Origin of the sequence: Allostigmatella hybrida (assembly GCF_020103775.1) — a bacterium.
GTDB lineage: Bacteria > Myxococcota > Myxococcia > Myxococcales > Myxococcaceae > Hyalangium > Hyalangium aurantiaca.
The window spans coordinates 989,638-1,009,244 of the sequence record NZ_JAHXBH010000001.1; the positions used below are offsets into that span (position 1 = coordinate 989,638).

General features: G+C 69.3%; 22 protein-coding genes. 4 read left to right on the forward strand and 18 right to left on the reverse strand.

Translation table 11 applies throughout. From position 1 onward, the window contains the following. Window positions 1–8: 8 nt before the first annotated feature. From KY661_RS03960 to KY661_RS03970, 3 genes are read right to left on the reverse strand one after another with little or no spacing between them, the layout of a single operon-like run. Window positions 9–1,118: an Ig domain-containing protein gene (locus tag KY661_RS03960; RefSeq protein WP_225409183.1), complete on the reverse strand. Its 1,110-nt coding sequence runs from the start codon at window positions 1,116–1,118 to the stop codon at window positions 9–11. Then, window positions 1,115–1,882 (reverse strand): hypothetical protein, encoded by a 768-nt coding sequence (locus KY661_RS03965; RefSeq protein ID WP_225408911.1) that lies wholly within the window; start codon window positions 1,880–1,882, stop codon window positions 1,115–1,117. Before KY661_RS03965 ends, KY661_RS03960 begins: the two co-directional genes overlap by 4 nt. Then, window positions 1,879–3,195 carry a hypothetical protein gene (locus KY661_RS03970; RefSeq protein WP_225408912.1) on the reverse strand — a complete coding sequence of 439 codons (1,317 nt, stop codon included), beginning with the start codon at window positions 3,193–3,195 and terminating at the stop codon, window positions 1,879–1,881. The genes KY661_RS03965 and KY661_RS03970 overlap by 4 nt, the downstream gene beginning before the upstream one ends. 110 nt (window positions 3,196–3,305) lie before the next feature. Between KY661_RS03970 and KY661_RS03975 the strand changes: the two genes are divergently transcribed. Together KY661_RS03975 and KY661_RS03980 are read left to right on the forward strand one after the other, a co-directional pair. Then, complete coding sequence (locus KY661_RS03975; RefSeq protein WP_225408913.1) at window positions 3,306–3,962, forward strand: RNA polymerase sigma factor; 657 nt, start codon at window positions 3,306–3,308, stop codon at window positions 3,960–3,962. Continuing rightward, entirely contained in the window at window positions 3,959–4,699 is a 741-nt protein-coding gene (locus tag KY661_RS03980) for an anti-sigma factor (protein ID WP_225408914.1), read from the forward strand. The genes KY661_RS03975 and KY661_RS03980 overlap by 4 nt, the downstream gene beginning before the upstream one ends. A 27-nt stretch (window positions 4,700–4,726) precedes the next feature. Here the strand turns inward: KY661_RS03980 and KY661_RS03985 are convergent, their stop codons facing one another. Beyond that, on the reverse strand, window positions 4,727–5,194 hold the full coding sequence (locus KY661_RS03985) for a hypothetical protein (RefSeq protein ID WP_225408915.1): 468 nt from the start codon (window positions 5,192–5,194) through the stop codon (window positions 4,727–4,729). Between the two features lie 759 nt (window positions 5,195–5,953). On the opposite strand from KY661_RS03985, the gene KY661_RS03990 reads away from it, so the two are divergent. Next, a complete protein-coding gene (locus tag KY661_RS03990; protein WP_225408916.1) occupies window positions 5,954–6,583 on the forward strand; it encodes a hypothetical protein in 630 nt (209 codons plus the stop codon). Here the strand turns inward: KY661_RS03990 and KY661_RS03995 are convergent. The 4 genes from KY661_RS03995 to KY661_RS04010 are packed head-to-tail and all read right to left on the reverse strand — an operon-like array spanning window position 6,571 to window position 9,523. Further along, on the reverse strand, window positions 6,571–7,557 hold the full coding sequence (locus KY661_RS03995) for a hydrolase (RefSeq protein ID WP_225408917.1): 987 nt from the start codon (window positions 7,555–7,557) through the stop codon (window positions 6,571–6,573). The two genes, KY661_RS03990 and KY661_RS03995, sit on opposite strands and share 13 nt — an antisense overlap. 11 nt (window positions 7,558–7,568) lie before the next feature. Next, the gene (locus KY661_RS04000) at window positions 7,569–7,862 is read right to left on the reverse strand and encodes a YkgJ family cysteine cluster protein (protein ID WP_075007402.1); all 294 of its coding nucleotides are present in this window, start codon (window positions 7,860–7,862) and stop codon (window positions 7,569–7,571) included. A gap of 26 nt (window positions 7,863–7,888) precedes the next feature. Then, window positions 7,889–8,842: a GNAT family N-acetyltransferase gene (locus KY661_RS04005; RefSeq protein WP_225408918.1), complete on the reverse strand. Its 954-nt coding sequence runs from the start codon at window positions 8,840–8,842 to the stop codon at window positions 7,889–7,891. Window positions 8,843–8,845: 3 nt separating this feature from the next. Continuing rightward, window positions 8,846–9,523, reverse strand: a complete 678-nt coding sequence (locus tag KY661_RS04010) for a hypothetical protein (protein ID WP_225408919.1) — start codon at window positions 9,521–9,523, stop codon at window positions 8,846–8,848. A 103-nt stretch (window positions 9,524–9,626) separates the two neighbouring features. On the opposite strand from KY661_RS04010, the gene KY661_RS04015 reads away from it, so the two are divergent. Then, window positions 9,627–10,613, forward strand: a complete 987-nt coding sequence (locus KY661_RS04015; RefSeq protein WP_225408920.1) for a DUF481 domain-containing protein — start codon at window positions 9,627–9,629, stop codon at window positions 10,611–10,613. A 73-nt stretch (window positions 10,614–10,686) separates the two neighbouring features. Here the strand turns inward: KY661_RS04015 and KY661_RS04020 are convergent, their stop codons facing one another. From KY661_RS04020 to nrfD, 10 genes are read right to left on the reverse strand one after another with little or no spacing between them, the layout of a single operon-like run. Continuing rightward, complete coding sequence (locus KY661_RS04020) at window positions 10,687–11,121, reverse strand: cytochrome C oxidase subunit IV family protein (RefSeq protein ID WP_225408921.1); 435 nt, start codon at window positions 11,119–11,121, stop codon at window positions 10,687–10,689. Between the two features lie 12 nt (window positions 11,122–11,133). Next, window positions 11,134–11,796, reverse strand: a complete 663-nt coding sequence (locus tag KY661_RS04025) for a cytochrome c oxidase subunit 3 family protein (protein WP_075007406.1) — start codon at window positions 11,794–11,796, stop codon at window positions 11,134–11,136. Further along, window positions 11,789–13,471 carry a cytochrome c oxidase subunit I gene (locus KY661_RS04030; RefSeq protein WP_225408922.1) on the reverse strand — a complete coding sequence of 561 codons (1,683 nt, stop codon included), beginning with the start codon at window positions 13,469–13,471 and terminating at the stop codon, window positions 11,789–11,791. The genes KY661_RS04025 and KY661_RS04030 overlap by 8 nt, the downstream gene beginning before the upstream one ends. Then, window positions 13,455–14,501 (reverse strand): cytochrome c oxidase subunit II, encoded by a 1,047-nt coding sequence (coxB, locus tag KY661_RS04035; protein WP_075007408.1) that lies wholly within the window; start codon window positions 14,499–14,501, stop codon window positions 13,455–13,457. Before coxB ends, KY661_RS04030 begins: the two co-directional genes overlap by 17 nt. Further along, entirely contained in the window at window positions 14,498–15,379 is an 882-nt protein-coding gene (locus KY661_RS04040; protein ID WP_225408923.1) for an SCO family protein, read from the reverse strand. Before KY661_RS04040 ends, coxB begins: the two co-directional genes overlap by 4 nt. Window positions 15,380–15,388: 9 nt before the next feature. Beyond that, on the reverse strand, window positions 15,389–15,862 hold the full coding sequence (locus tag KY661_RS04045) for a hypothetical protein (protein ID WP_225408924.1): 474 nt from the start codon (window positions 15,860–15,862) through the stop codon (window positions 15,389–15,391). Then, window positions 15,859–17,055 (reverse strand): hypothetical protein, encoded by a 1,197-nt coding sequence (locus KY661_RS04050; protein WP_225408925.1) that lies wholly within the window; start codon window positions 17,053–17,055, stop codon window positions 15,859–15,861. The genes KY661_RS04045 and KY661_RS04050 overlap by 4 nt, the downstream gene beginning before the upstream one ends. Beyond that, window positions 17,052–17,615, reverse strand: coding sequence for a c-type cytochrome (locus KY661_RS04055; RefSeq protein WP_075007411.1), 564 nt, complete (start codon window positions 17,613–17,615; stop codon window positions 17,052–17,054). The genes KY661_RS04050 and KY661_RS04055 overlap by 4 nt, the downstream gene beginning before the upstream one ends. Next, entirely contained in the window at window positions 17,612–18,157 is a 546-nt protein-coding gene (locus KY661_RS04060) for a DUF3341 domain-containing protein (protein ID WP_225408926.1), read from the reverse strand. Before KY661_RS04060 ends, KY661_RS04055 begins: the two co-directional genes overlap by 4 nt. A 4-nt stretch (window positions 18,158–18,161) precedes the next feature. After that, window positions 18,162–19,607, reverse strand: a complete 1,446-nt coding sequence (nrfD, locus tag KY661_RS04065; RefSeq protein WP_075007413.1) for an NrfD/PsrC family molybdoenzyme membrane anchor subunit — start codon at window positions 19,605–19,607, stop codon at window positions 18,162–18,164.

Below are 19,607 nucleotides of genomic sequence, written 5' to 3' on the forward strand. Positions count from 1 at the left end.
GCGCGGCCTCAGTACACGGTGATCCGGAACTCGCGGTTCTGCACGAACAGGCCGCTCGTCGAGAGGGTGAAGAGCTCGGTGCCGGCCTTGTCCGGCGTGCCCTCCAGGAGCCCCGTGGAGGAATTCAACCGGATGCCGCTGGGCAAGGTGCCCTTCGACACGGACCAGGAGGGCATCCCGTCCGAGGCCTTGAGAACGTAGTGGTACGGCGTCCCGACCCGCCCATCTGGCAGGGACTGGGTGGCGATCTCCCTCAGAAGCGAGATGGGCGGTATCGCGATGTCGAGGGAGAGATCCCGGATGGAGATCTGCGGGGGATTTCCCGAGTCGGTGACCCGCACCCGGTAGGTCTTCACCCCCGTGGTGCTGTTGGGGGTTCCCGAGAGGGTGCCACCGTCTTGAAGTGACAGCGCAGGGGGAAGCGCGCTGCCGCTCTCCATCTTGAAGGCATAGGGCGCGATGCCTCCCGTGGCGTACACGCGCTCTGCGTAGGCGGTGCCGCTGTAGCCCGTGACGAGGGTCACCGGCCCCGCCAGCCGCAGCAGGGTCCGCACGGTCAGCTTGAAGTCCTCTTTTCGGAGCGTCGAGGGGGGCGTGGCCGAGTCCTTCACCTCCAGCGCCACGTCGAAGACGCCCACCGTGTGCTTGTCCTCCGCTTCGAGGAAGCCCTGTCTGAGCTTGAACCCCGGGGGCAAGCTGCCCACAGACCGGAACGTGTAGGGCGGCACGCCCCCTTCCACTTCCAGCACCTGGGCGTACGGCGTGGCCTCCGTGGCCAGGCTCAGGCTCTGCGTCACCCAGCGCAGGGGCTTGAGCGTGGGAATGCCCGCGTCGGTGCCCGCGTCTTCGCCTTCGTCCGGCGTCTGTCCGCCACCTCCGTCCGGAGGCAGTCCGCCGTCCGGCTCCTCCCCGGGGGGCGGGTCCGTGACGTCGCATGTCCCCTGGAAGCCACAGTCCGGAAGGCAGACGGCCTCTTCGGTCAGGCAGGTGTAGCCGTTGCGGCAGGCGTTGTTGGGGCCGCACCGCTCGAAGCGGGAGAAGTTGGGATCGAACAGGCAGGCCGTCGCACCCAGCCCGCAGAGCACCACCCACCCGAGGAGGCTCCAGCGCAGGTTCATGGCAACTCCCAGACGAAAAGCAGGGCGCCGCCCGCGCCCAGCACCGCGCCCGCACCCATCAGGCCGTTGGCGAGGCGGCTCTGCTGCTTGCCCTTGCGCAGCCCGTCCGCGAAGCAGCTTCGCAGGGCCTCGCCCTCGCCCGTGCAGCCGCCGGTGCCCTCGGAGAGGCGGTTCTCCGTGGCGCGCGCCGCCAGGCCAAAGCCCACCCCTGCGGCGAGGGCGGCCGCGCCCGCGCCCAGCATGACCTTGGGCCAGGCGCTCCGCCGCCGCTGGGTCTCCACCACCACGCCCTGGGGCTGCGCGGGCAGCCGTCCCTCCCAGAGCGAGGCGAAGGCCTGCGCGGCGGCCTGCTCGGTGCCCGCCTCCTCCTCCGGAAGCGTGAAGGCGCTCCGGTGCTCCTGCCCATCCGGGCCCACGAGCACCAGCGCCACCGAGCGCGCCCCGCCCAGGCCCATCACCCGCCCTCGCACCAGCCACTGCGCGCCGAAGTGCTTCACCTGGGCGGTGCGGCAGGCCGCGTTCAGGCACGGGCTCAGGGGGTTGCCCTGGGCCAAGAGCCCCTCCACCGTCCGCTGGCGCGGCTCCAGGCACGTGTTTTCCGTCCGGGCCACCGCGCGCCGCACCGCCTCCTCCGTGCGCCGGGCCTCGGCGCGCGCCACGGCCACGGTGTCGAAGGGAATCAGCGCCAGGCGCTCGCCCTCGCAGGGCAGCATCGAGGGCTGGGAGGCCAGGGCCATCAGCAGCGCGAGCGAAAGGGCCGTCATGGGGAGAGATCAGGCCCGGGGTAGAGCGTCACGGGGGCCGCGCCGGTGCTCGCCACGTACCCGCTGTAGAAGCGCGGGCCGAACGCCACGCTGAAGAGGTGGTCCCGGAAGGCATCCTCCAGCGCGCCCCGGCTGGCGACCGACAGGGCCGTCCAGGAGAGCCCGCCTGCGTCCACCACCTCGCGCCCCTGCGTCACGGTGAAGCGGGCCTCCTGCCCCGGGGTGCGCAGGTAGTACCCCCGGCCGGAGGGCAGCCCCAGCACCAGCGCGCGCTCGCGCTCCTTGTGGAACTCGGCCAGGCGCACGCCCCGGGTGTCCTCGACCCACATCCTGCCGCCCTGCCCCTCGGGGATGAGCAGGTAGCCCAGGCCGGACTTCTGGGCGAGATCGCTCAGGGCCGCGCTGCGGTCGAGCAGGGGCGGGCGCGCGAAGATGTCCAGCCGGCCGCGCACATCCTCCACGCCCTGGCTGGCGGAGGCGATGAAGGCCATCAGCTCCGAGTACTCCACGCGCCCATCCGCGTTCACGTCCGCGGCGCCCGCCAGCGCCGAGCGCACCTGGTGGCTGAAGACGCCCGCGGAGATGGCGCTCCACTCGTGGCTCTCCTGGGCCTTGGAGGTGGACAGCACCACGCCCACGTGGGGGTAGCGCTCCAGCTCGCGCGAGGCCAGGTGCTGCGTCACCGCCGAGCCCAGGGCGGGCCCCACCGGCAGCGCGCCGCGCGAGTTGACGAAGAAGTACGAGTCGCACGCATCCACGATGAGGTGGAGCAGCCCCGCGGTGCTGGGGGCAATCACTTGCTTGTAGAGGTCCGTGCGGCTGAAGGGGCCGTCCAGCAGGCTCACCGAGCCTTCACCCGCGGCCCCGCGCTGCCCGTGGCCGGTGAAGATGAAGTAGAGCACCGGAATGTGCCCGGCCGCCTTGTCGGCCGCCATGCGGGCGTTGAGCCCCTGGAGGGCCTCCAGCAGGGCGGCCCGGGTGGGCGGACGGGTGCGCGCGGCCAGCCCCGGGTGCCGCTCCTGCGTCTCCGCGTCCAGCACGCTCAGCAGCACGGCCTGCTGGGACTGGGGGGCGAGCAGCTCGTAGTAGCGGGCCCCATCGTCGTCCGCGTACCGCAGGTCCGCCTGCTTCGGGTCCAGGCTGGCGTTGTTGGCGACGATGAGGGTGTAGGCGGTTCGCTGAGGGGCCTCGGCCCGGGCGGACCCGGGCAGGGCCCCTCCCGCGCCCAGCAGCAGCATGACGCAGTGGGACGCAAGGAGGCGATAGGACAGGTGCATGGCGCGAAGGTGGGGGGTGGCCGGCCGCGCCCCCACGGCAGGTTTCTGGGCATTCAGAGTGCCATGTTCGGGGGGGGGCGATCCAGCCGGGTCGGCTTCTGACAAGGAGAGGTGACGGCCGGTGAACGCCGCTGTATGTGGCTGAAATGGCGTGGGAGTGGGACCAGGAGCGATTGCGGCGCTTCCGGGAGGGCGCACCGGACGTGCTCGGGGAGGTATTCCGCGCGCATTCTGAGTGGCTGGCCCGGATGCTGCGGGGCGCGGCCTTCCGGGGGAGGGGCTACTCCCACCTGCGAAGTGCCCTCGAGGTGGAGAACACGGTGTTGGAGACCTTTGCCCGCGCCTTCGAGCCCCGGACGCGGATGGCGTACGACGGGGTGCGTCCTTATGGACAGTTCCTCATGGGCATCGCGCGCAACGTGGTGCTCGAGGAGCTGCGCTCGCGCGAGGTGGTGGCGGGGCTGGGCCCTCAGCACGAGGACAGCGCGCTCGACTGGGAGTCGGGGGCCGAGGGCACGGGGGAGAACCTGGAGCAGATGCTGGAGGACCGCGAGGTCGAAGCGCTGCTGAAGGACTTCAAGGAGGGGCTCTCCGAGCAGGAGCGGGCGCTGTTCGAGTTGCGGTTCTCGGAAGGGCTGGCGCAGGAGAGCGCCGCGGAGCGGGTGGGCCTCACGCGCATCCAGGTCCGCCGGAGGGAGAAGGGACTCAAGCTTCGGCTGCTCGAGTTCCTGCAGGAGCGTGGGTATCTGCAAGGCGTCCAGGCGAAAGGCTGGGGCTTCTTGAAGAGGAGTGGGGACGGATGACGTGCGAGAGTGGGGAGGCGAAGATGGCGCTCCGGGCGCTGTTCCAAGGGGATCTGGACGCGGAAGGCCACGCGCGCTTGCGCACGCACGCGAAGGCCTGTGCCGCGTGTGGCACGGCCTACGAGAAGCTCTCCCGCGTGGAGTCCGCGCTGGAGCGGCGCGTGTTGCCCGTGGGCCGCGAGCGTCTGCTGGAGGCGCAGGTGCTCTCGCGCGTGAAGGGCGCGGAGCAGGCCGCCGCGCCGGCGCGGGCCCCGTTCTGGAGCTGGTGGAAGGTGGCGCTGCCCATGGCGGCGGCGGCGGCCGTGGCCGTTGTGGTGCTGCCCAGGGCGCAGCCCGGCACCGGCGAGGCGGAGTGGCAGGCGCGCGCGGGCGCCGGTGGAAAGGCGTTCGGGGTGCGTGCGTTCTGCATCACCCCCGAGGGCAAGGTGGCCGGGGAAGCCTCGCCCGGGGGCGCGCTGGCTTGTCCCGAGGGCGCGGCGGTGCAGTTCAGCTACACGGCGCCGGAGCAGGCGCGGTTGTCGGTGGCCAGCCGGGCCCCCTCGGGGGAGCTGCTCCAGTTCTTCCCGCGGGAGGGGGACGCGGTGCCGGTGGCGCCGGGCGTGGATGTGCCCCTGGCCTACAGCACGCCGGTGCAGGGCGGATGGCTCTCCCAGCCCCTGGAGGTGCGGGCGCGCTTCACGGATGAGCGCGGGACGCTGCTGGGCGAGACGCAGGTGACGCTGACGCCGGTGAAGTAGGCCCTCGTCCGGAGGGCGGGCCTTCCTTCAGTGAAAGGGGGCCGTGCCGTCCTCGGTGGCGGCCAGGGGCACCTTGAGGGCGGTGAGCCGGTCCAGGCGCTTGCGCTCCACGAGCGTGCCCGCGGTGGGAAAGGCCAGCCCCGAGGCGCCCCACTGGGGGACGAAGAGGATGGGCTCGGCGGCGCCGTTGTAACCGAGCTGCACGAGCTGGTCCTCCTCGAAGGTCTGGCAGCGCTTCTCACAACAGAAGAAGGACTCCCGGACCCGGTAGAAGCCCTCGTTCACGAGGGGCTCCAGGTGCTCGGCCCATTCTGGGGCCGGCAGCGTCGTGCCCCGCGCGTGCCACTGGGCCCGGTTCTGGTTCCATCCACTGGGCAGGTAGAGCCCAGGCCCCGGGTCTCCATGGTTGTGGAAGTAGACCAGGCGGCCTTCGGGGATATGGGAGCCGAGGGCCTGCCGGGTGCGATAAAGCCCACAGGGGGGGAGGGGAGACATGGCCTCGTTCTAACGTGGCCCCTCTTCGCTGGCGCATTTCCCGCGGGGACGGCCCCCTCTTTTTCCAGGGCGGGAGGGATGCACGGGAGATTTTTCCGGAGCCTGGATTCAGGGCCCCTCCCTTCATGCCCATGCCAAGAGGTAACGGGTTGAAATGACAGGAGATGGAGGGCTCCAGGGGCATCGGCACGCCGAATGCTAAGGACAAAGGCGTGGGCAGCACGGGGCAGGGCGGGACGGGGCAGGGCGGGCGGGACGGGGCAGGACGGGCGGGACGGGGCAGGGCGGGGCGGCAGGACGGGCGGGACGGGGCGGTTCGCAGGACGGGCGGGACGGGGCGGTTCGCAGGACGGGCGGGACGGGGCGGTTCGCAGGACGGGGCAGGACGGGCGGGACGGGGCGGTTCGCAGGACGGGCGGGACGGGGCAGGACGGGGCAGTTCGCAGGACGGGGCTGGGCGGGCAGGACGGGCGGGACGGGGCTGGGCGGGCAGGACGGGCGGGACGGGGCAGTTCGCAGGACGGGGCAGGACGGGCGGGACGGGGCAGGACGCAGTGCGGGGGGAGGGGGACGGTCGGGGGGAATGGCAGTGCAGTGGGGACGTCGCGGAAGTGGGGGCGTGACGTTGGGGGGATGGACGGTCGGGGGGTTTAGGAACGGCTCAGGGGTAGGTCGAGTGGCGGGGATGGAGAGCCGGTACCTGGCGGGGAAGCACGCTCGCTGGGACCGGCGTTTTCACGTTCGGAGGGGAGGGCGAGCATGACATGGGTGTTCGCGCTTCTCGCGATGGGGCTCGTGTTCCTGGCCCCGAGAGCGCATGCGCTGGATGGCCGGGCGCACGCGTTTGGAAATGAAGTCCGGCTGCGGATGCAGGATCCGGAGCGTCTGGCGCCCTTCGGGCTGCTGCTGGACGCGAACCTGCCCGAGAAAATCGGCTGGTCCGCGGTGTTCCGGCCCTCGCCGCACCTGCGGCTGCAGATGGGGGGCGCGCACAATGGCCTGCGGCTGGGGGGCCGGGTGGCGGTGACGCTGCGGCCATTACGGGCGGGCGCTTCGCCCTCTCTCTCGTTCGAGCTGGGACATGCGTTCGCCGGCAGCGCCCATGCGCTGACGCGGCGCCTGTCGGACAGCTCGCAGATGCCAGGCCCCACGATGGACCGCGTGGGCTACTCCTACGCCAGCGTGCACCTGGGCTTCGAGGCCGGCGCGCCCGGCCGGTACATGTTCTTCGTCCGCGGGGGCATGAGCTGGGTGCAGCTCGATGTGCCCAGCCTGGAGACGCTGGGAGAACCCTTCCTCGCGAACCTCAGTTCGCTGGAGGCGCAAGGGGGCCGGTTCCTCTACGCCAGGCCCTCCGCGAAGCTGGGGCTCATCGTCTACTTCGGGTGAGCCTGCCGGGCGAAGCGGCCGAGGAACTCCAGCACCTGGGCATCGCCCCAGAAGCGCGGGGCGCGCCAGTGGCCCGAGACGAAGCCCACGTGGCCCCCGTGCTCCGTCAACACGATGCTCAGCAGCGGGTTGTCCGCGGCGCCGGGCGGGATGACGGGGGTTTCCAGCATGGGGTCATCGCTGGCGCTCAGCAGTAGGGTGGGCCGCTGGATGGCGTGCAGCCGGGGCCCGGAGGAGGCCTCCGCGTAGTAATGAGCCGCATCCCGGAAGCCATGCAAGGGCGCGGTGACGGCATCATCGAAGGCACGGATGGAGTGCGCGGCCTCCATGGCCTTGCGATCGAAGGCGCCGGGAAAGCGCCGCAGCTTCTCGCGGGCCTTGTGCTTGAGCGTGCGCAGGAAGCGCTCCCGGTACAGGCGCTGGAAGGGGCCCGGACCGTCGATCTTGCGGCAGCACGCATCCAGCAAGAACGGCGCGCTCACGGCCGCCGCGGCCTCCACGGGGGCCTCCGCGCCCGTCTCCGCCAGCAGCCGGCAGAGCACGTTGGCGCCCAGGGAGAAGCCCACCGCGTACAGCGGGCCCCGCAGGCGCCGGCGCAGGAGCCCCATCACCTCGAGCGCGTCGCCAATCTCCCCCGAGTGGTACGAGCGCGCCAGGCGGTTCGGCTCGCCGCTGCAGGAGCGGAAGTTGAGCGCGGTCGCGCCCCAGCCCCGTGAGGCCGCGCCCCGGAGGACGGCGGCGACGTAGCCCGACCCGGACGAGCCCTCCAGCCCGTGGAGCACCAGCACGTGCGGCGCGCCCTCGGGCGAGTCGAGAATGTCGAGGTCGACGAAGTCCCCGTCGGACAGCTCGTGCCGCTCGCGGCGCAGGGGCGGGCCACGGGTGGGCCGCACGAGCGACGCATAGATGGTCTGCGCGTGGGGGGAGGCCAGCCACGGCGCGGGAGCGAAGGCTTCGGTGGGTTGGAATCGCACGGGCCGGCAATCTACAGGGCGCCGCGGGCCTGGCGCATGGACGTGCAGCCCTTCTGCCGGAGGGTGGCCGCCTCGGCGCCCAGCTCGAACAGCTCCAGGTACTTCTGGACGCGCTCGTCCAGCGTGGGCGCCTCGATGAGGCGGCACACCTCATCGGCCTGGTAGCTGCGGCAGACGCTGGGCCGCCGGTCATACACCGTGCAGAGGTTCTCCTCGGAGAGGTGGGGACAGCGCATCCCCAGCGGCTTGTCCAAGGCGGCGATGTCGGGCGCGACGCAGCAGGCGCCACAGCGGGTGCACTCCATGGCGCGATGCTACCCCTGTTTCCGCGCTACACCCACAGGGCCCGGGCAACGGGCAGGTCCTCGGGCAGGAGCACCCCGGGCCGCAGCGCCTGCAGCATGGGCAGGGAGCCGTCCCGAGGCTCTCGCGTGGCGCCCGGGACGCGGGCCAGCCAGGGGGCGGTGGCCGGCTCCTCCCACACCTCCACCCGGGAGAGCCCCGCACGGTGGGCCACGCGCTGGGCGGCGCCCAGGAGGGCGGCGGCGTCCTGGGCGCTCCGGGCATCGAGCCACAGCAGCACGAGCACGCCATACCGGCCCACCATGGCCCAGAGCGCGGTGGAGTCACCCACGGTGGCGCCGCAGGCCTCCGGGCGGGGGCGGCCGAGCTGCTCCGCATAGATGCGCTCGCGCTCGAGGTGCCAGTCCACCTGCGCGGCGGTGGGCCAGAGGTAAAAGGGCCGCTCGGGCTCCTTCGCGCGGGCCAGGGCGCGCTCCAGGTCCTTCTCCGTGAGAAGTCCGTCCACACACGCGGCGGGGTCGCCCGGCTCGGGCGCGAGGGTCCAGTTCCAGGCGGGCACCTCGCGGTAGCCCGAGCGCTGGTAGAGGGGGGCGCCCACATCGGAGAAGAGCAGGGCGGCCTGGGCGCCGGGCGCACGCCCGAGCTCCGTCACGAGCAAGTCCATCATCCGCGTGGCGTAGCCGCGGCCCCGCAGCCGCTCCTCGGTGAAGACGCTGGCGATGGCGAAGCTGTCCCCCGGCACGGGTGTCCCGTCCCCGGCGCGCAGGATGCTGCGGGTGCGGAACGTCTCGCAGGAGGCGAGCACGCTGCCCGCCTCGTCACACAGCAGCCACGTCTGCATGCCGGCGCGGGCCCAGGGGTGGGCGCGCAGCCGCTGCTCGCGGACGGCGTAGCCCTCGCGGGTGAGGGGCGGCCCCCACTCCGAATAGGTGACGGCATCGCGTTCGGTCTTCTGGGCGTCGGTGGCGAGGACGAGGCGCATGGCTCAGATCCGGGTGGTGACGGGGACGCGGAAGTGGAGCAGCAGGTAGGGCTGGCCCACGTGGAAGATGGACGCATCCAGGGGCTTCACCTCGCCCAGGGTGCCCAGCTTCTGGGGAACGTAGACGGTGGAGGCCCACCCGAGGCTCAGCAGGAAGCTCTTGCTGAGCTGGAACTCGAGGTCCAGCCCGGCCTGGAGCCCGGGCCGCAGGAAGTGGGTGTTCTCCAGCGTGTCCGAGTACAGATAGGCGTAGGTGAGCACCAGGCCCGCGTCGAACGAGAGGCGCACGGGGCTGGGGGTGAGCCCGAGCCCAATGCCCAGCGGCTTCCAGGTGGCGCCGTAGATGCCCGTGTTCCGGTATTTCGGAGAAATGATGAGCGTGTCCGGAATGAGGGCCGCCAGGGGAGGCGCGACGCGGATCTCCCCGGCCTTCAGGGCCTGGCTCCGGTACTTGCGGGGGATGAGCGACCGGTTCTTGCGCAACCACTCCGGGTCGAGCACCGCCTCCACGTCGAGCTTCAGGCCGGTGTGCAGGGGCTGGTCGTCGAAGACAGGTCCGAAGAAGAGCAGCGCGGAGGGGCCCACCGCGATGTCCACCGGCACGGTGACCTGACGGGCCGCGGACGCGGCGCCGGGAAGCAGCAGCAACAGCAGAAGGAGGGCAGGGGAGGTGGGCTTCATGGAAATCCGCTCCGGGGGGGCTGAACGCACCGCGCAGGAAGAGTAAAGGGAGCGGACGTCCGCTGTCGTCAGGACAACACAAAGGACCTGAAGAGAGTTTCCCATGCTGACCGCCTTCCTCGTTGCCACGTCCCTCCAGTCCCAGGTTCCCCCCGCTTCCGCCCCGCCCCCCCCGGCGCCCGCGCAGGCCGCCGCCGCCGAGCGTGCCGCGGCCGCCGCGGAGAGCGCCGCCACCGCGGCCCAGGAGGCGGCCAAGGCCAGTGAGCGCATGGCCACCGCCGTGGAGAAGCTGACGGAGGCCCTGGCCCATCCCCCCACCGTCCCCCCCGCGGCGATGCCCGGAGCGCCCCAGAAGAGTGATGCGCCCGTGGTGCCGGATCCCTGGACGGGGGCGGTGGGCCTGGGCCTCATCTCCCTGTCGGGCAATGCCTCCACGCTGACGTTCAACGGGCTGGCCACCGCGCAGCGCAAGACGCGCGACTGGATTTACGCCGTCCGGGCCCAGGCGGTGTACGGCCGCAGCCGCCTGCCGGCCACGGAGACGGAGCCCGAGCGCGCCCAGGTGGTGGCGCTGGGCGCCGCGCTGCAGGTCCGCGGGGACCGCCGCTTCACCGAGGTGGTGAGCGGCTACCTGCTGGCGGGCGCCGAGACCGACCACATCAAGAGCGTGGAGGTGCGAGGCCTGGGCGAGGCCGGTACCGGCATCCTCTGGTGGGACGAGAAGAGCGCCGACGGCCGGGAGTCCTTCCTGCGCACGGACCTGGCGTTCCGCTTCCTGCGCGAGACGCGCTTCCAGTACTACCCCACCCGGGAGGACCTGCCCGATGTGGACCTGGGCGGCCCCCGGCTGGGCGTCGCGCTGCGCTACGGCATCTCCAAGGACGTCATCTTCACCGAGGAGGCCGAAGCGGTGCCCAACGTGCTCGGCGATGCGCGCCTGCTCGTCAACAGCCAGTCCAAGCTCACGGCGCGGCTGACCCAGACGCTGGCGCTCGCCACCAGCTTCCTCGTCCAGTACGACAGCTCGCCCGCCGAGGGGAAGGTGTCCACCGACACCGCGCTCTCGGTCAGCATCGAGGTGGGATTCTAGGCCCCGCAAATGCCACGCGGCGCCGGGGAGAACCCTCGGCGCCGCGCGGTGAAGCAGGGAGCTGTCCGTCCCGCTACGGGTGCGTGGACGGGTTCTTCAGGTCATGCGAACCGCCGTGCATCGCATCGCCCTGGGCCTCCGGGAAGTTGAGATCCTTCAGGTCGCTCACGTGCGAGCCGGGAGGATTCGAACCGCGGAAGCGCGTGGCGAAGTCCGCCATCGGGGCGGCGATCATCAGCACCACGAAGAGCAGTGACACGCCCATGACGAGGCGGTTGGCGCCCTTGTGGTCGATGAGGTGCATGAAGAACAGCAGCACCAGGGTGCCCTTCACCGTGGCGATGACGAGCGCCAGCAGCAGCCCGAAGGTGGGCAGGTGCATGCGGCCGGTAACCACCGTGATGAGGGTGAAGGCCAGGAGCGCGCCGTACACAATCCAGTACCGGGCCGTGCCGTGGTGCTCCTGCATGTTGCGGTGCTCCGTGTGGGTCTCGTTGACGATGGCCATGTGGGAGCGCTCCTAGACGAGATACAGCATCGGGAAGAGGAAGATCCACACCAGGTCCACCAGGTGCCAGTACATGCTGGCGAGCTCCATGCCCGTGTAGTTGTCGGGGCCGAAGCTCTTCTGGGTGAGCGCCCGGAGTCCCATCCAGCTCAGCACGCCCATGCCGATGGTGACGTGCAGCGCGTGCAGGCCCGTGGTGAGGAAGTAGATGGTGAAGTACATGGGCGCCCCAGGTATCTGGAGCCCCGCGTAGTGGTAGTGCTTCCCGGGCAGCGTGCCCTCGTGGAACTTGTGCGAGTACTCGAAGCCCTTGATGACGAGGAAGCCCACCGCCATCAGCAGGGTGAGCCCCACCATCACCGCCACCAGGTTGTTCTTCCCCTCCTTCGCGTAGTGCACGGCGAGCGCCGCCGTCAGCGACGAGGTGATGAGAACCACCGTGTTCACGGTGCCCAGCGTCAGGTCCAGGTGGCGGCTCGCCAGCGCGAACGCCTCCGGATAGAGGTAGCGGTAGCAGGCGTAGCAGACGAACAAGCCCGCGAAGAGCAGGATTTCCGTCGAGAGGAACAGCCACATGCCCAGGCGGGCCGCGTGGTTCTGCACCTCCAGGGACGCGAAGTGCTCAGCGAACTTCGGGCCGGGCGCCGCGCCGTGGGCGGCCGGAGCGCTAGACATCTTTCACCTCGTCCTTCTTCGGGGCCAGGTAGTAGTGCGGCTCTTCGGGGAACACCGGCTGCGGCCCCACGAAGTTGTGCGTGGGCGGAGGGGACTCGGAGACCCACTCGTAGCCCGTGCTGCGCCAGGGGTTCTTCCCGGACGCGCGCCCGTAGAACAGCGCGTACGTCAGGTAGATGGCGATGACGATGAAGCCGAACGCCAGCAGGGTGGCCCCCGCCGTGGAGGCGACGTTGAGCGCCTGGAACCGCTCCGGGTACTCGTAGTAGCGGCGCGGCATGCCGTAGTTGCCCAGCAGGAACTGGGGGATGAACGTGGCGTTGAACCCCAGGATGATGAGCGCCGCGGACACCAGGCCCCACCCCTCGTGGTACATGCGCCCGAACATCTTCGGGAACCAGTAGTGGAGGGCCGCCAGGAAGGCCATGATGGTCGCGCCCACCATGATGAAGTGGAAGTGCGCCACGACGAAGTAGGTGTCGTGCCACGGCACGTCCAGCGACACCGTGCCCACCGCGATGCCCGTCATGCCACCGAACACGGTGAAGAACAGGAAGCCGCAGAAGTAGGCGAACGGGGTGCGGAAGTCGACCGCGCCCTTGTACACGGTGCCCACCCAGTTGAAGACCTTGATGGCGGTGAACACGCCCACCAGCATCGTCAGCACACCGAAGATGCCCGCGTCGAATGTCGACTGGCCGGACACGAACATGTGGTGGCCCCAGGCGAAGAAGCCCACGAAGGCGATGCCCAGCGAGGAGTACGCCACCGCGCGGTAGCCGAAGATGTTCTTGCGGCTGTAGGTGGCCACCACCTCGGACATCACGCCGAAGGCAGGCAGCACCATGATGTACACGGCCGGGTGGCTGTAGAACCAGAACAGGTGCTGGAAGAGCACCGGGTCGCCGCCGCGCGCCGGGTCGAACAGGCCGAAGTCGAACAGGTTCTCGCCCACCACGAGCAGCGTCAGCAGGCCGATGACCGGCGTGGCCAGCACCTGGATGCAGCTGGTGGCGTAGATGGCCCACACGAACAGCGGCAGCTTGAACCAGGTGATGCCCGGCGCCCGCATCGTGTGCACGGTAACGATGAAGTTCAGACCCGTGGCGATGGAGCTGAAGCCGATGACGAAGGCGCCAAAGAGCACCGGCGCCACCGTCGTCGTCGTGTGGATGCTGTAGGGCGCGTAGAACGTCCAGCCGGTGTCCAGGCCGCCGTTCAGCATGCCCCACACCATCAGCACCGCGCCCGTCACGTAGATGTAGAAGCTCGCCAGGTTCAGCCGCGGGAACGCCACGTCCTTGGCGCCCAGCATCAGCGGGAGCATGAAGTTGCCGAACGCCGCCGGGATGGCCGGAATCATGAACAAGAAGATCATGATGAGGCCGTGCAGCGTGAACGCCCGGTTGTACGTCATGGCGTCCATGATGGTCGGACCCGGCGTGAGCAGCTCCACGCGGAGGGCCAGCGCGAACACGCCGCCCACCAGGAAGAAGAACAGCACGCTGGCCAGGAACATCAGGCCGATGCGCTTGTGGTCGATGGTCAGCAGCCACGACTTCAGCGTGGTGCCGTCGACGAGGTAGTTCGGGTGGTGGTGGTGCTCGGCATGCCCGCCGGCGTCAGCGTGTCCGGGCAGGACACCCTCGGCGGTAGGGCTACTGGACGGGGTCATAGGCGGGGCCCTCCGGGGAGGCTTCGCGGACGTTCGCGGTACGCAAGGTCTTGAGGTACTCGACGATGGCGGCCGTCTCGGGGCCCTGCAGCTTGCCCTGATAGGTCGGCATCACGTTCTGGTATCCGACCACCAGGTGAGCCCCGGGGTCCATCATCGACTGGGTGATGTAGGCTTCATCCACACGGACCGTCTGGCCGTCCGCCAGCTTCTCCTCGCGGTCATACAGGCCGAGGAACGTGGGGCCCACGTGCTGGGAGCCGTCCACCGTGTGGCACTTGAGGCAGCCCTGGGAGACGGCGAGCTTCTCGCCCTGCTCGGCCATGCGGGCCACCGGCGGCACCAGCGAGGTGTCCGCCAGCGCGTCCTGACGGCCCTGGAGCCGGCCGCGCTGCTGCTCCTTGAGCCACTCCTCGTAGTCCTCCGGGGCCAGGACGACGACCTCGGCGAGCATCTTCGAGTGCGACAGGCCGCAGTACTCGGTGCAGAGCACCTGGTACGTGCCGGGCTTGGTCGCCTCGAACCACACCTGCGTGTAGCGGCCGGGCAGCGCATCCATCTTGATGCGGAAGGCCGGCACGTAGAAGGAGTGGAGCACGTCGCGGGACGTGATGAGCAGCCGCACCGGGCGGTGGGCCGGCACGTGCAGCACGTTCACGCCGTTGGGCCCCTCCGGGTAGGCGAACTTCCACATCCACTGCTTGCCCATGACGTAGACGTCCATCGCGTCCTTGGGCGGCGTGGTGACCCAGGTGAAGTCCCGGAAACCAATGGCGAACCAGGCCAGGAAGAACACCAGGGGCACCGAGACGAAGAGGAACTCCGTCTTGAGGTCTGGCGTCACGTACTCGGTGGTCTGGTTGGGCACGCGCCGGCGGTAGCGGAAGAAGAAGAACAGCGCCGCCAGGCCCACGCCCGCCGACATCACCATGGTGGTGCCGACGACGAAGTAATGGAGGACGTCGACTCGATCAGCGAAGGTCGACGCGCGCTCCGGAAGGAAGAGGATTTTATTGGCAATGTCGCTCATGCCGTCGCGCCTTTCTTCAGCTCGCGCCTCCAGAAGTAGATCAGCATTGTCGAGAGCGCGCCGAATACCATGAGCGCGCCCACCCGGATGAAACCGAAGATGTAGAAGCCATACCGCCGCGTGGCCGTGTCGTACTTGAAGCAGGTCATCAGGACACGGTCAAAGCTGGTGCCTATCTTGCCGTGCGAGGCCTCCACCAGCGCCATCTTCATGTCGCTGGCGGGAAAGCTGGTGCCGTAGAGGTACCGGGAGATGGTCCCCTCGGGGGTGAGAACGAACACCACCGCCGCATGGCCGTACTGCTGGGTGCTCTCGTCGTAGGTGTACTTGAATCCCAACGATTCCGCGAGCTTGTGAATGTTCTCCTCACTGCCCGTGAGAAAGTGCCAGGGGGCCGTCTCGGGCTTGCCCATGGCCTGGAGGTGGCGCCGGCGCCGGTCCAGGCTCTGGGTGGAGGTGTCCTTGGGGTCGATGCTCACCGTCACCGACTCGTAGTCCTTGCCCAGCTCCAGCCCCAGCTCGCGCATGGCGCTCACCTGGCCGTTGATGACGAGGTTACAGAGCATGGGGCACTGGTAGTACACCAGCGTCATCAGGGTGGGCTTGTCCTTGGGCAGCACATCGCCCAGGCGCACCTCGTTGCCCTGCGCGTCCGTGAAGCGCGTCCCGGTGGGCACCAGCTCGCCCAGGTGCTCCTCCACGTCCACGCCGCGCATGGCCGGGGGGGTATCCGATTGCGCCTCGATGATGGCGCGGGGCGTCTTGCCGCCGCCCGGCAGCGCCGCCGCGGGCAGCGCCGCCCCGAGGAGCAGCACCACCGCGGCGAGCCCGAGGGCCCGCGGGGCGCGGACAGACGTGTGAGGGGAGAGGGAGGACATCGTCGGAGACTAGCGCTTGGGCGAGGGGGAAGGGGAGACGGGGGCCGGGGCGGCCTCCGGCTCGGGGGCCGGGGGCGGCGGCGGGGGCGCGCGGCGGGCATCGGAGATGACGCGCTCCATGGCCTGCTCCAGGTTCGGATGGGCCGCGGTGCCCGGCTGGTCACCCCAGCCGTTGCGCAGCGCCTGCTGCTGGCCGGCGATCTTCTGCTCGGCGTGGAAGTCCTGCTGGAACAGGCGCTGGTTGACGATGCCGATCTCGTACTGGCCCATGGCGGCAGGGCGGGGGGTGGGGCCCTCCGGCAGCTGCTCGTTCATGGTGGCCACCTGGATGCGCCAGGCCCACACGCCGCCCACGGCGAAGATGATGAGCGAGATGACGCCCACGCTGACCACCTTGCCGAGGATGAGGTGATCCTCCTCGGCCGCCACGCCATGCGCGCCGGTGATGATGCGCGACTCCTGCTCGACCTGGGTCTTCTTCATGGCTGCACGTACCTCAGGGACTCGGCGATGTACGGATCCTTCACCGGCAGCGTGTACCGGCCGCGGATGCGGAACAGGGCGAAGGCGATGGAGATGCCTCCCACGCCCAGGAAGGCGGTGACGAGCGTCCAGTGGAAGGACGGGTGCTCGGGGCTGAGGGCCGGCCAGATGAGCCAGTACAGGTCCACCGCGTGGATGACGAGCAGGTACACGGCCACCACCGCCAGCTTGCGCGGCTGCAGCTTGAGGTTGCGCGACAGGAGGATGGCGAACGGCAGCAGGAAGTGCAGGAAGAACAGCGAGATGGACAGGCTGCGCCAGCCGGTGGCGATGCGCGTGTGGTACCAGGGCGCCTCTTCCGGAAGGTTGGCGATCCAGATGAGGAAGAACTGGGAGAAGGCGATGTAGGCCCAGAAGGCCGTGAAGCCCAGCATCAGCTTGCCCAGGTTGTGGAAGTGCGAGGGCTTCACCAGATTGCCGTACAGGTTATGCCCCTGCGCGTTCACCGACACGATCGTCAGCACGCAGAAGACCGCCAGGAAGCTGCCCGTGAAGTAATAGACGCCGAAGATGGTGGAAAACCACAGCGGCGTGAGGCTCATCATCCAGTCGAACGAAGCAAAAGTAATGGTGAGCGCAAGGAAGGGCAGGGAGCCCGGGGACCACTTGCGCAGGCTCGCGGTGCGCTCGAGCTGGCCGTCCTCGTCCTGGCGGGTGCTGAGCGAGTGCAGCCGGTGGCTCACGAAGATCCACACGCCGAAGTAGATGACCTGGCGCACGGCGAAGAACGTGGGGTTCAGGTAGCCGTGCTGCTTGTGGCCCAGGTGCTCGCGCTCCAGCTCGCTCAGGCTGTTGACGAGCTCCGAGCCGGGGAACCACGGGTAGATGTGCTTGAAGGCCGGGATGAGGCCCAGGAAGAGCACCGCGAACAGGGGGATGGACACGGCCATCGTCTCCATCACCCGGCGCAGCACCGTCATCCACGTGGCCTTGGCCGTGTGGAAGATGGCGATCATGATGGTCGAGGCGATGGAGATGCCGGCCCAGTACGCGAACGCCAGCAGGTAGCTGTGGCCGGTGGTGCGCGGGTCCACGAAGTACCCCGCGGCGGTGGCCAGCAGGCCGAGCACGCCGATGCCGCCGGCCAGCGGCATGAGCTTGGGCGTGGCGGTGTAACGCTCCACGGAAATCATCGGTTCTCCTGGGGAAGGGGCTCGCCTCCCGGACGGGTGGACCGGGCGGCCTGGAGCGCGCGCACGTAGGCGACCACGGCCCAGCGCTCCTGGGTGTTGAGCTCGCCGCTGAAGGACGGCATCACGCCGTAGCCCTCGTTGATGGCGGTGTAGAAGTGGCCCGCCGGGCGCTCGGACAAATCCAGCAGGGACGGCGGCAGCCGCAGGCCCATGTTCTCCGCGACGATGCTGTTTCCGTCACCGAGCACGCCATGGCACTGCGAGCAGACGATGTTGTACTTCTTCTGGCCGAGCAGCAGCAGGCTCTTGTCCACGGACACCGGGATGGCGGACACCAGCTGCGTGCCCACGCGGCCGGTGGTCAGCCCCGGGTTGCCCACGAGCTGCTCGCGCGCGACGGTGCCCTCGGGTGGGGTGCGCATGGCACGCCCGTCGGCCCAGAACTCGGAGGTCTCGTAGTACTCGTACTTGGCCTGGTCCTCCATGCGCTGGAGGGTTTCGGAGGAGACGTGGCAGCCGGTGAGGGCCACCAGTCCCATGGCGGGGATGAGGGACTTCATTCCTTCTCTCCGGTGACGACGGTCACCTGGGTGGCGCCCAGGCCCTGCAGCTGCTTCATGACATCATCCGTGTTCACGCCCGCGAGCTTCGGAATGCTCAACCAGAAGCCGTGCGTGGAGGCGCTGCGGAACGCCTCGTGCTCGAACACCGGGTGGTAGAGCTGGGGCAGACGGCTGAGCGCCATGAGGCCGAAGAAGATGCCGAAGGCGGTGAAGAGCACCGACAGCTCGAAGGTGACGGGCACCCACGAGGGCAGGCTCAGGATGGGACGGCCACCCACGTTGAGCGGGTAGTCCACCGAGTTCATGAACGTCTGCATCGTCAGCGCGGTGATGCAGCCGGTGAGCGTGCCGCCCAGGGCGATGGCGGGCACCTTGGAGGGGGGCAGGCCGAGCGCCTCGGACCCGCCGTGCAGCGGGTACGGGGAGTACGTGTCCATGCCCTGAAAACCCTTCAGGCGCATTTCATTGGTGGCGGCGACCAGGGCTTCGGGCGTCTCGAATTCGCCCAGCACATAGCTGTCGAGGACCTTGGCTTGCATGGCTCTAGTGCGCTCCGTGGGTGAGGGTTCCCGCCGCGCCCGTGTCGTTGGCGTGGCCTGCGTGGGCAGCGTGGGCGGCGTGCTTGAGCTCCAGCTGCATCTCCTTCACCTCGCTGATGGCCACCGCGGGGATGAACTTGAGGAACAGCAGGAACAGGGTGCCGAACAGGCCCAGCGTGCCGATGTAGATGGACCAGTCCACCCAGGTGGGCGCGTACATGTCCCACGAGGAGGGCAGGAAGTCCTGGTGCAGCGAGGTGACGATGATGATGAAGCGCTCGCACCACATGCCGATGTTCACCAGGATGGAGGCCACCCACATGATGGGGATGCTCGTGCGGCACTTCTTGAACCAGAAGATGTTCGGGGTGATGACGTTGCAGGCGATCATCAGCCAGTACACCGGCCAGTAGGGCCCCCGCGCGCGGTTCACGTAGAAGGTCCAGATTTCATACTGGCTCTGCGAGTACCAGGCGATGAAGTGCTCCATCATGTACCCGTAGGACACGAGCAGGCCCGTCGCGAGGATGACCTTGTTCATGTTCTCCAGGTGGCGGTCCGTAATCACGTCCCGCAGGCCCATGTACTTGCGCGCCGGGACGATGAGCGTAATCACCATGGCGAAGCCGGAGAACACGGCGCCGGCCACGAAGTAGGGCGGGAAGATGGTGGCGTGCCAGCCGGGCAGCAGCGACACCGCGAAGTCGAAGGACACGATGGTGTGCACCGAGACCACGAGCGGCGTGGAGATACCGGCCAGGAGCAGGTAGGCGATCTTGTAGTTGTGCCAGTGCCGCCCGGAGCCGCGCCAGCCGAGGCTGAAGATGCCGTAGAGGATGCGCTGGAGCTTCGTCTTCGACGAGTCGCGCAGTGCCGCCAGGTCCGGGACGAGGCCCACGTACCAGAACAGCGCGGACACCGTGAGGTAGGTGGAGATGGCGAACACGTCCCAGAGCAGCGGGGAGCGGAACTGCGGCCACGCGCCCAGGGTGCTGGGGTAGGGGAACAGCCAGAAGGCGAACCAGGGGCGGCCGGTGTGGAACAGCGGGAAGAGACCCGCGCACATGACCGCGAACAGCGTCATCGCCTCGGCGAAGCGGTTGATGCTCGTGCGCCACTTCTGCTGGAAGAGCAGGAGGATGGCGGAGATGAGCGTACCGGCGTGGCCGATACCCACCCACCACACGAAGTTGACGATTTCGAGCGCCCAGCTGACCGGCTGGTTGTTACCCCACGTGCCGATGCCCTTGGCCACCGTGTAGGTGAGGCCGATGACGAGCAAGCTCAGCAGGCACAGGGAGATGCCGAACAGCATGAACCAACCCTTGCCCGGCTTTTGCCAGACATAGTCGAGCAGGGTCTCGTTGAGCGTCCGGTCGTTGTGATGCGGCGGGACGAGGTCGCGCGGCTCGAGGGGGTCGAGCGCGGAATGAGCGGCGGTCTCGGCCAT

Bases quoted from the DNA above. Each gene is read 5' to 3' on its own strand.
- KY661_RS03960 (WP_225409183.1), bottom strand. From the start codon at position 1,118: ATGAACCTGCGCTGGAGCCTCCTCGGGTGGGTGGTGCTCTGCGGGCTG.
- KY661_RS03965 (WP_225408911.1), bottom strand. From the start codon at position 1,882: ATGACGGCCCTTTCGCTCGCGCTGCTGATGGCCCTGGCCTCCCAGCCC.
- KY661_RS03975 (WP_225408913.1), top strand. From the start codon at position 3,306: ATGGCGTGGGAGTGGGACCAGGAGCGATTGCGGCGCTTCCGGGAGGGC.
- KY661_RS03980 (WP_225408914.1), top strand. From the start codon at position 3,959: ATGACGTGCGAGAGTGGGGAGGCGAAGATGGCGCTCCGGGCGCTGTTC.
- KY661_RS03985 (WP_225408915.1), bottom strand. From the start codon at position 5,194: ATGTCTCCCCTCCCCCCCTGTGGGCTTTATCGCACCCGGCAGGCCCTC.
- KY661_RS03990 (WP_225408916.1), top strand. From the start codon at position 5,954: ATGACATGGGTGTTCGCGCTTCTCGCGATGGGGCTCGTGTTCCTGGCC.
- KY661_RS04000 (WP_075007402.1), bottom strand. From the start codon at position 7,862: ATGGAGTGCACCCGCTGTGGCGCCTGCTGCGTCGCGCCCGACATCGCC.
- KY661_RS04005 (WP_225408918.1), bottom strand. From the start codon at position 8,842: ATGCGCCTCGTCCTCGCCACCGACGCCCAGAAGACCGAACGCGATGCC.
- KY661_RS04010 (WP_225408919.1), bottom strand. From the start codon at position 9,523: ATGAAGCCCACCTCCCCTGCCCTCCTTCTGCTGTTGCTGCTGCTTCCC.
- KY661_RS04015 (WP_225408920.1), top strand. From the start codon at position 9,627: ATGCTGACCGCCTTCCTCGTTGCCACGTCCCTCCAGTCCCAGGTTCCC.
- KY661_RS04020 (WP_225408921.1), bottom strand. From the start codon at position 11,121: ATGGCCATCGTCAACGAGACCCACACGGAGCACCGCAACATGCAGGAG.
- KY661_RS04025 (WP_075007406.1), bottom strand. From the start codon at position 11,796: ATGTCTAGCGCTCCGGCCGCCCACGGCGCGGCGCCCGGCCCGAAGTTC.
- KY661_RS04030 (WP_225408922.1), bottom strand. From the start codon at position 13,471: ATGACCCCGTCCAGTAGCCCTACCGCCGAGGGTGTCCTGCCCGGACAC.
- coxB (WP_075007408.1), bottom strand. From the start codon at position 14,501: ATGAGCGACATTGCCAATAAAATCCTCTTCCTTCCGGAGCGCGCGTCG.
- KY661_RS04040 (WP_225408923.1), bottom strand. From the start codon at position 15,379: ATGTCCTCCCTCTCCCCTCACACGTCTGTCCGCGCCCCGCGGGCCCTC.
- KY661_RS04045 (WP_225408924.1), bottom strand. From the start codon at position 15,862: ATGAAGAAGACCCAGGTCGAGCAGGAGTCGCGCATCATCACCGGCGCG.
- KY661_RS04050 (WP_225408925.1), bottom strand. From the start codon at position 17,055: ATGATTTCCGTGGAGCGTTACACCGCCACGCCCAAGCTCATGCCGCTG.
- KY661_RS04055 (WP_075007411.1), bottom strand. From the start codon at position 17,615: ATGAAGTCCCTCATCCCCGCCATGGGACTGGTGGCCCTCACCGGCTGC.
- KY661_RS04060 (WP_225408926.1), bottom strand. From the start codon at position 18,157: ATGCAAGCCAAGGTCCTCGACAGCTATGTGCTGGGCGAATTCGAGACG.
- nrfD (WP_075007413.1), bottom strand. From the start codon at position 19,607: ATGGCCGAGACCGCCGCTCATTCCGCGCTCGACCCCCTCGAGCCGCGC.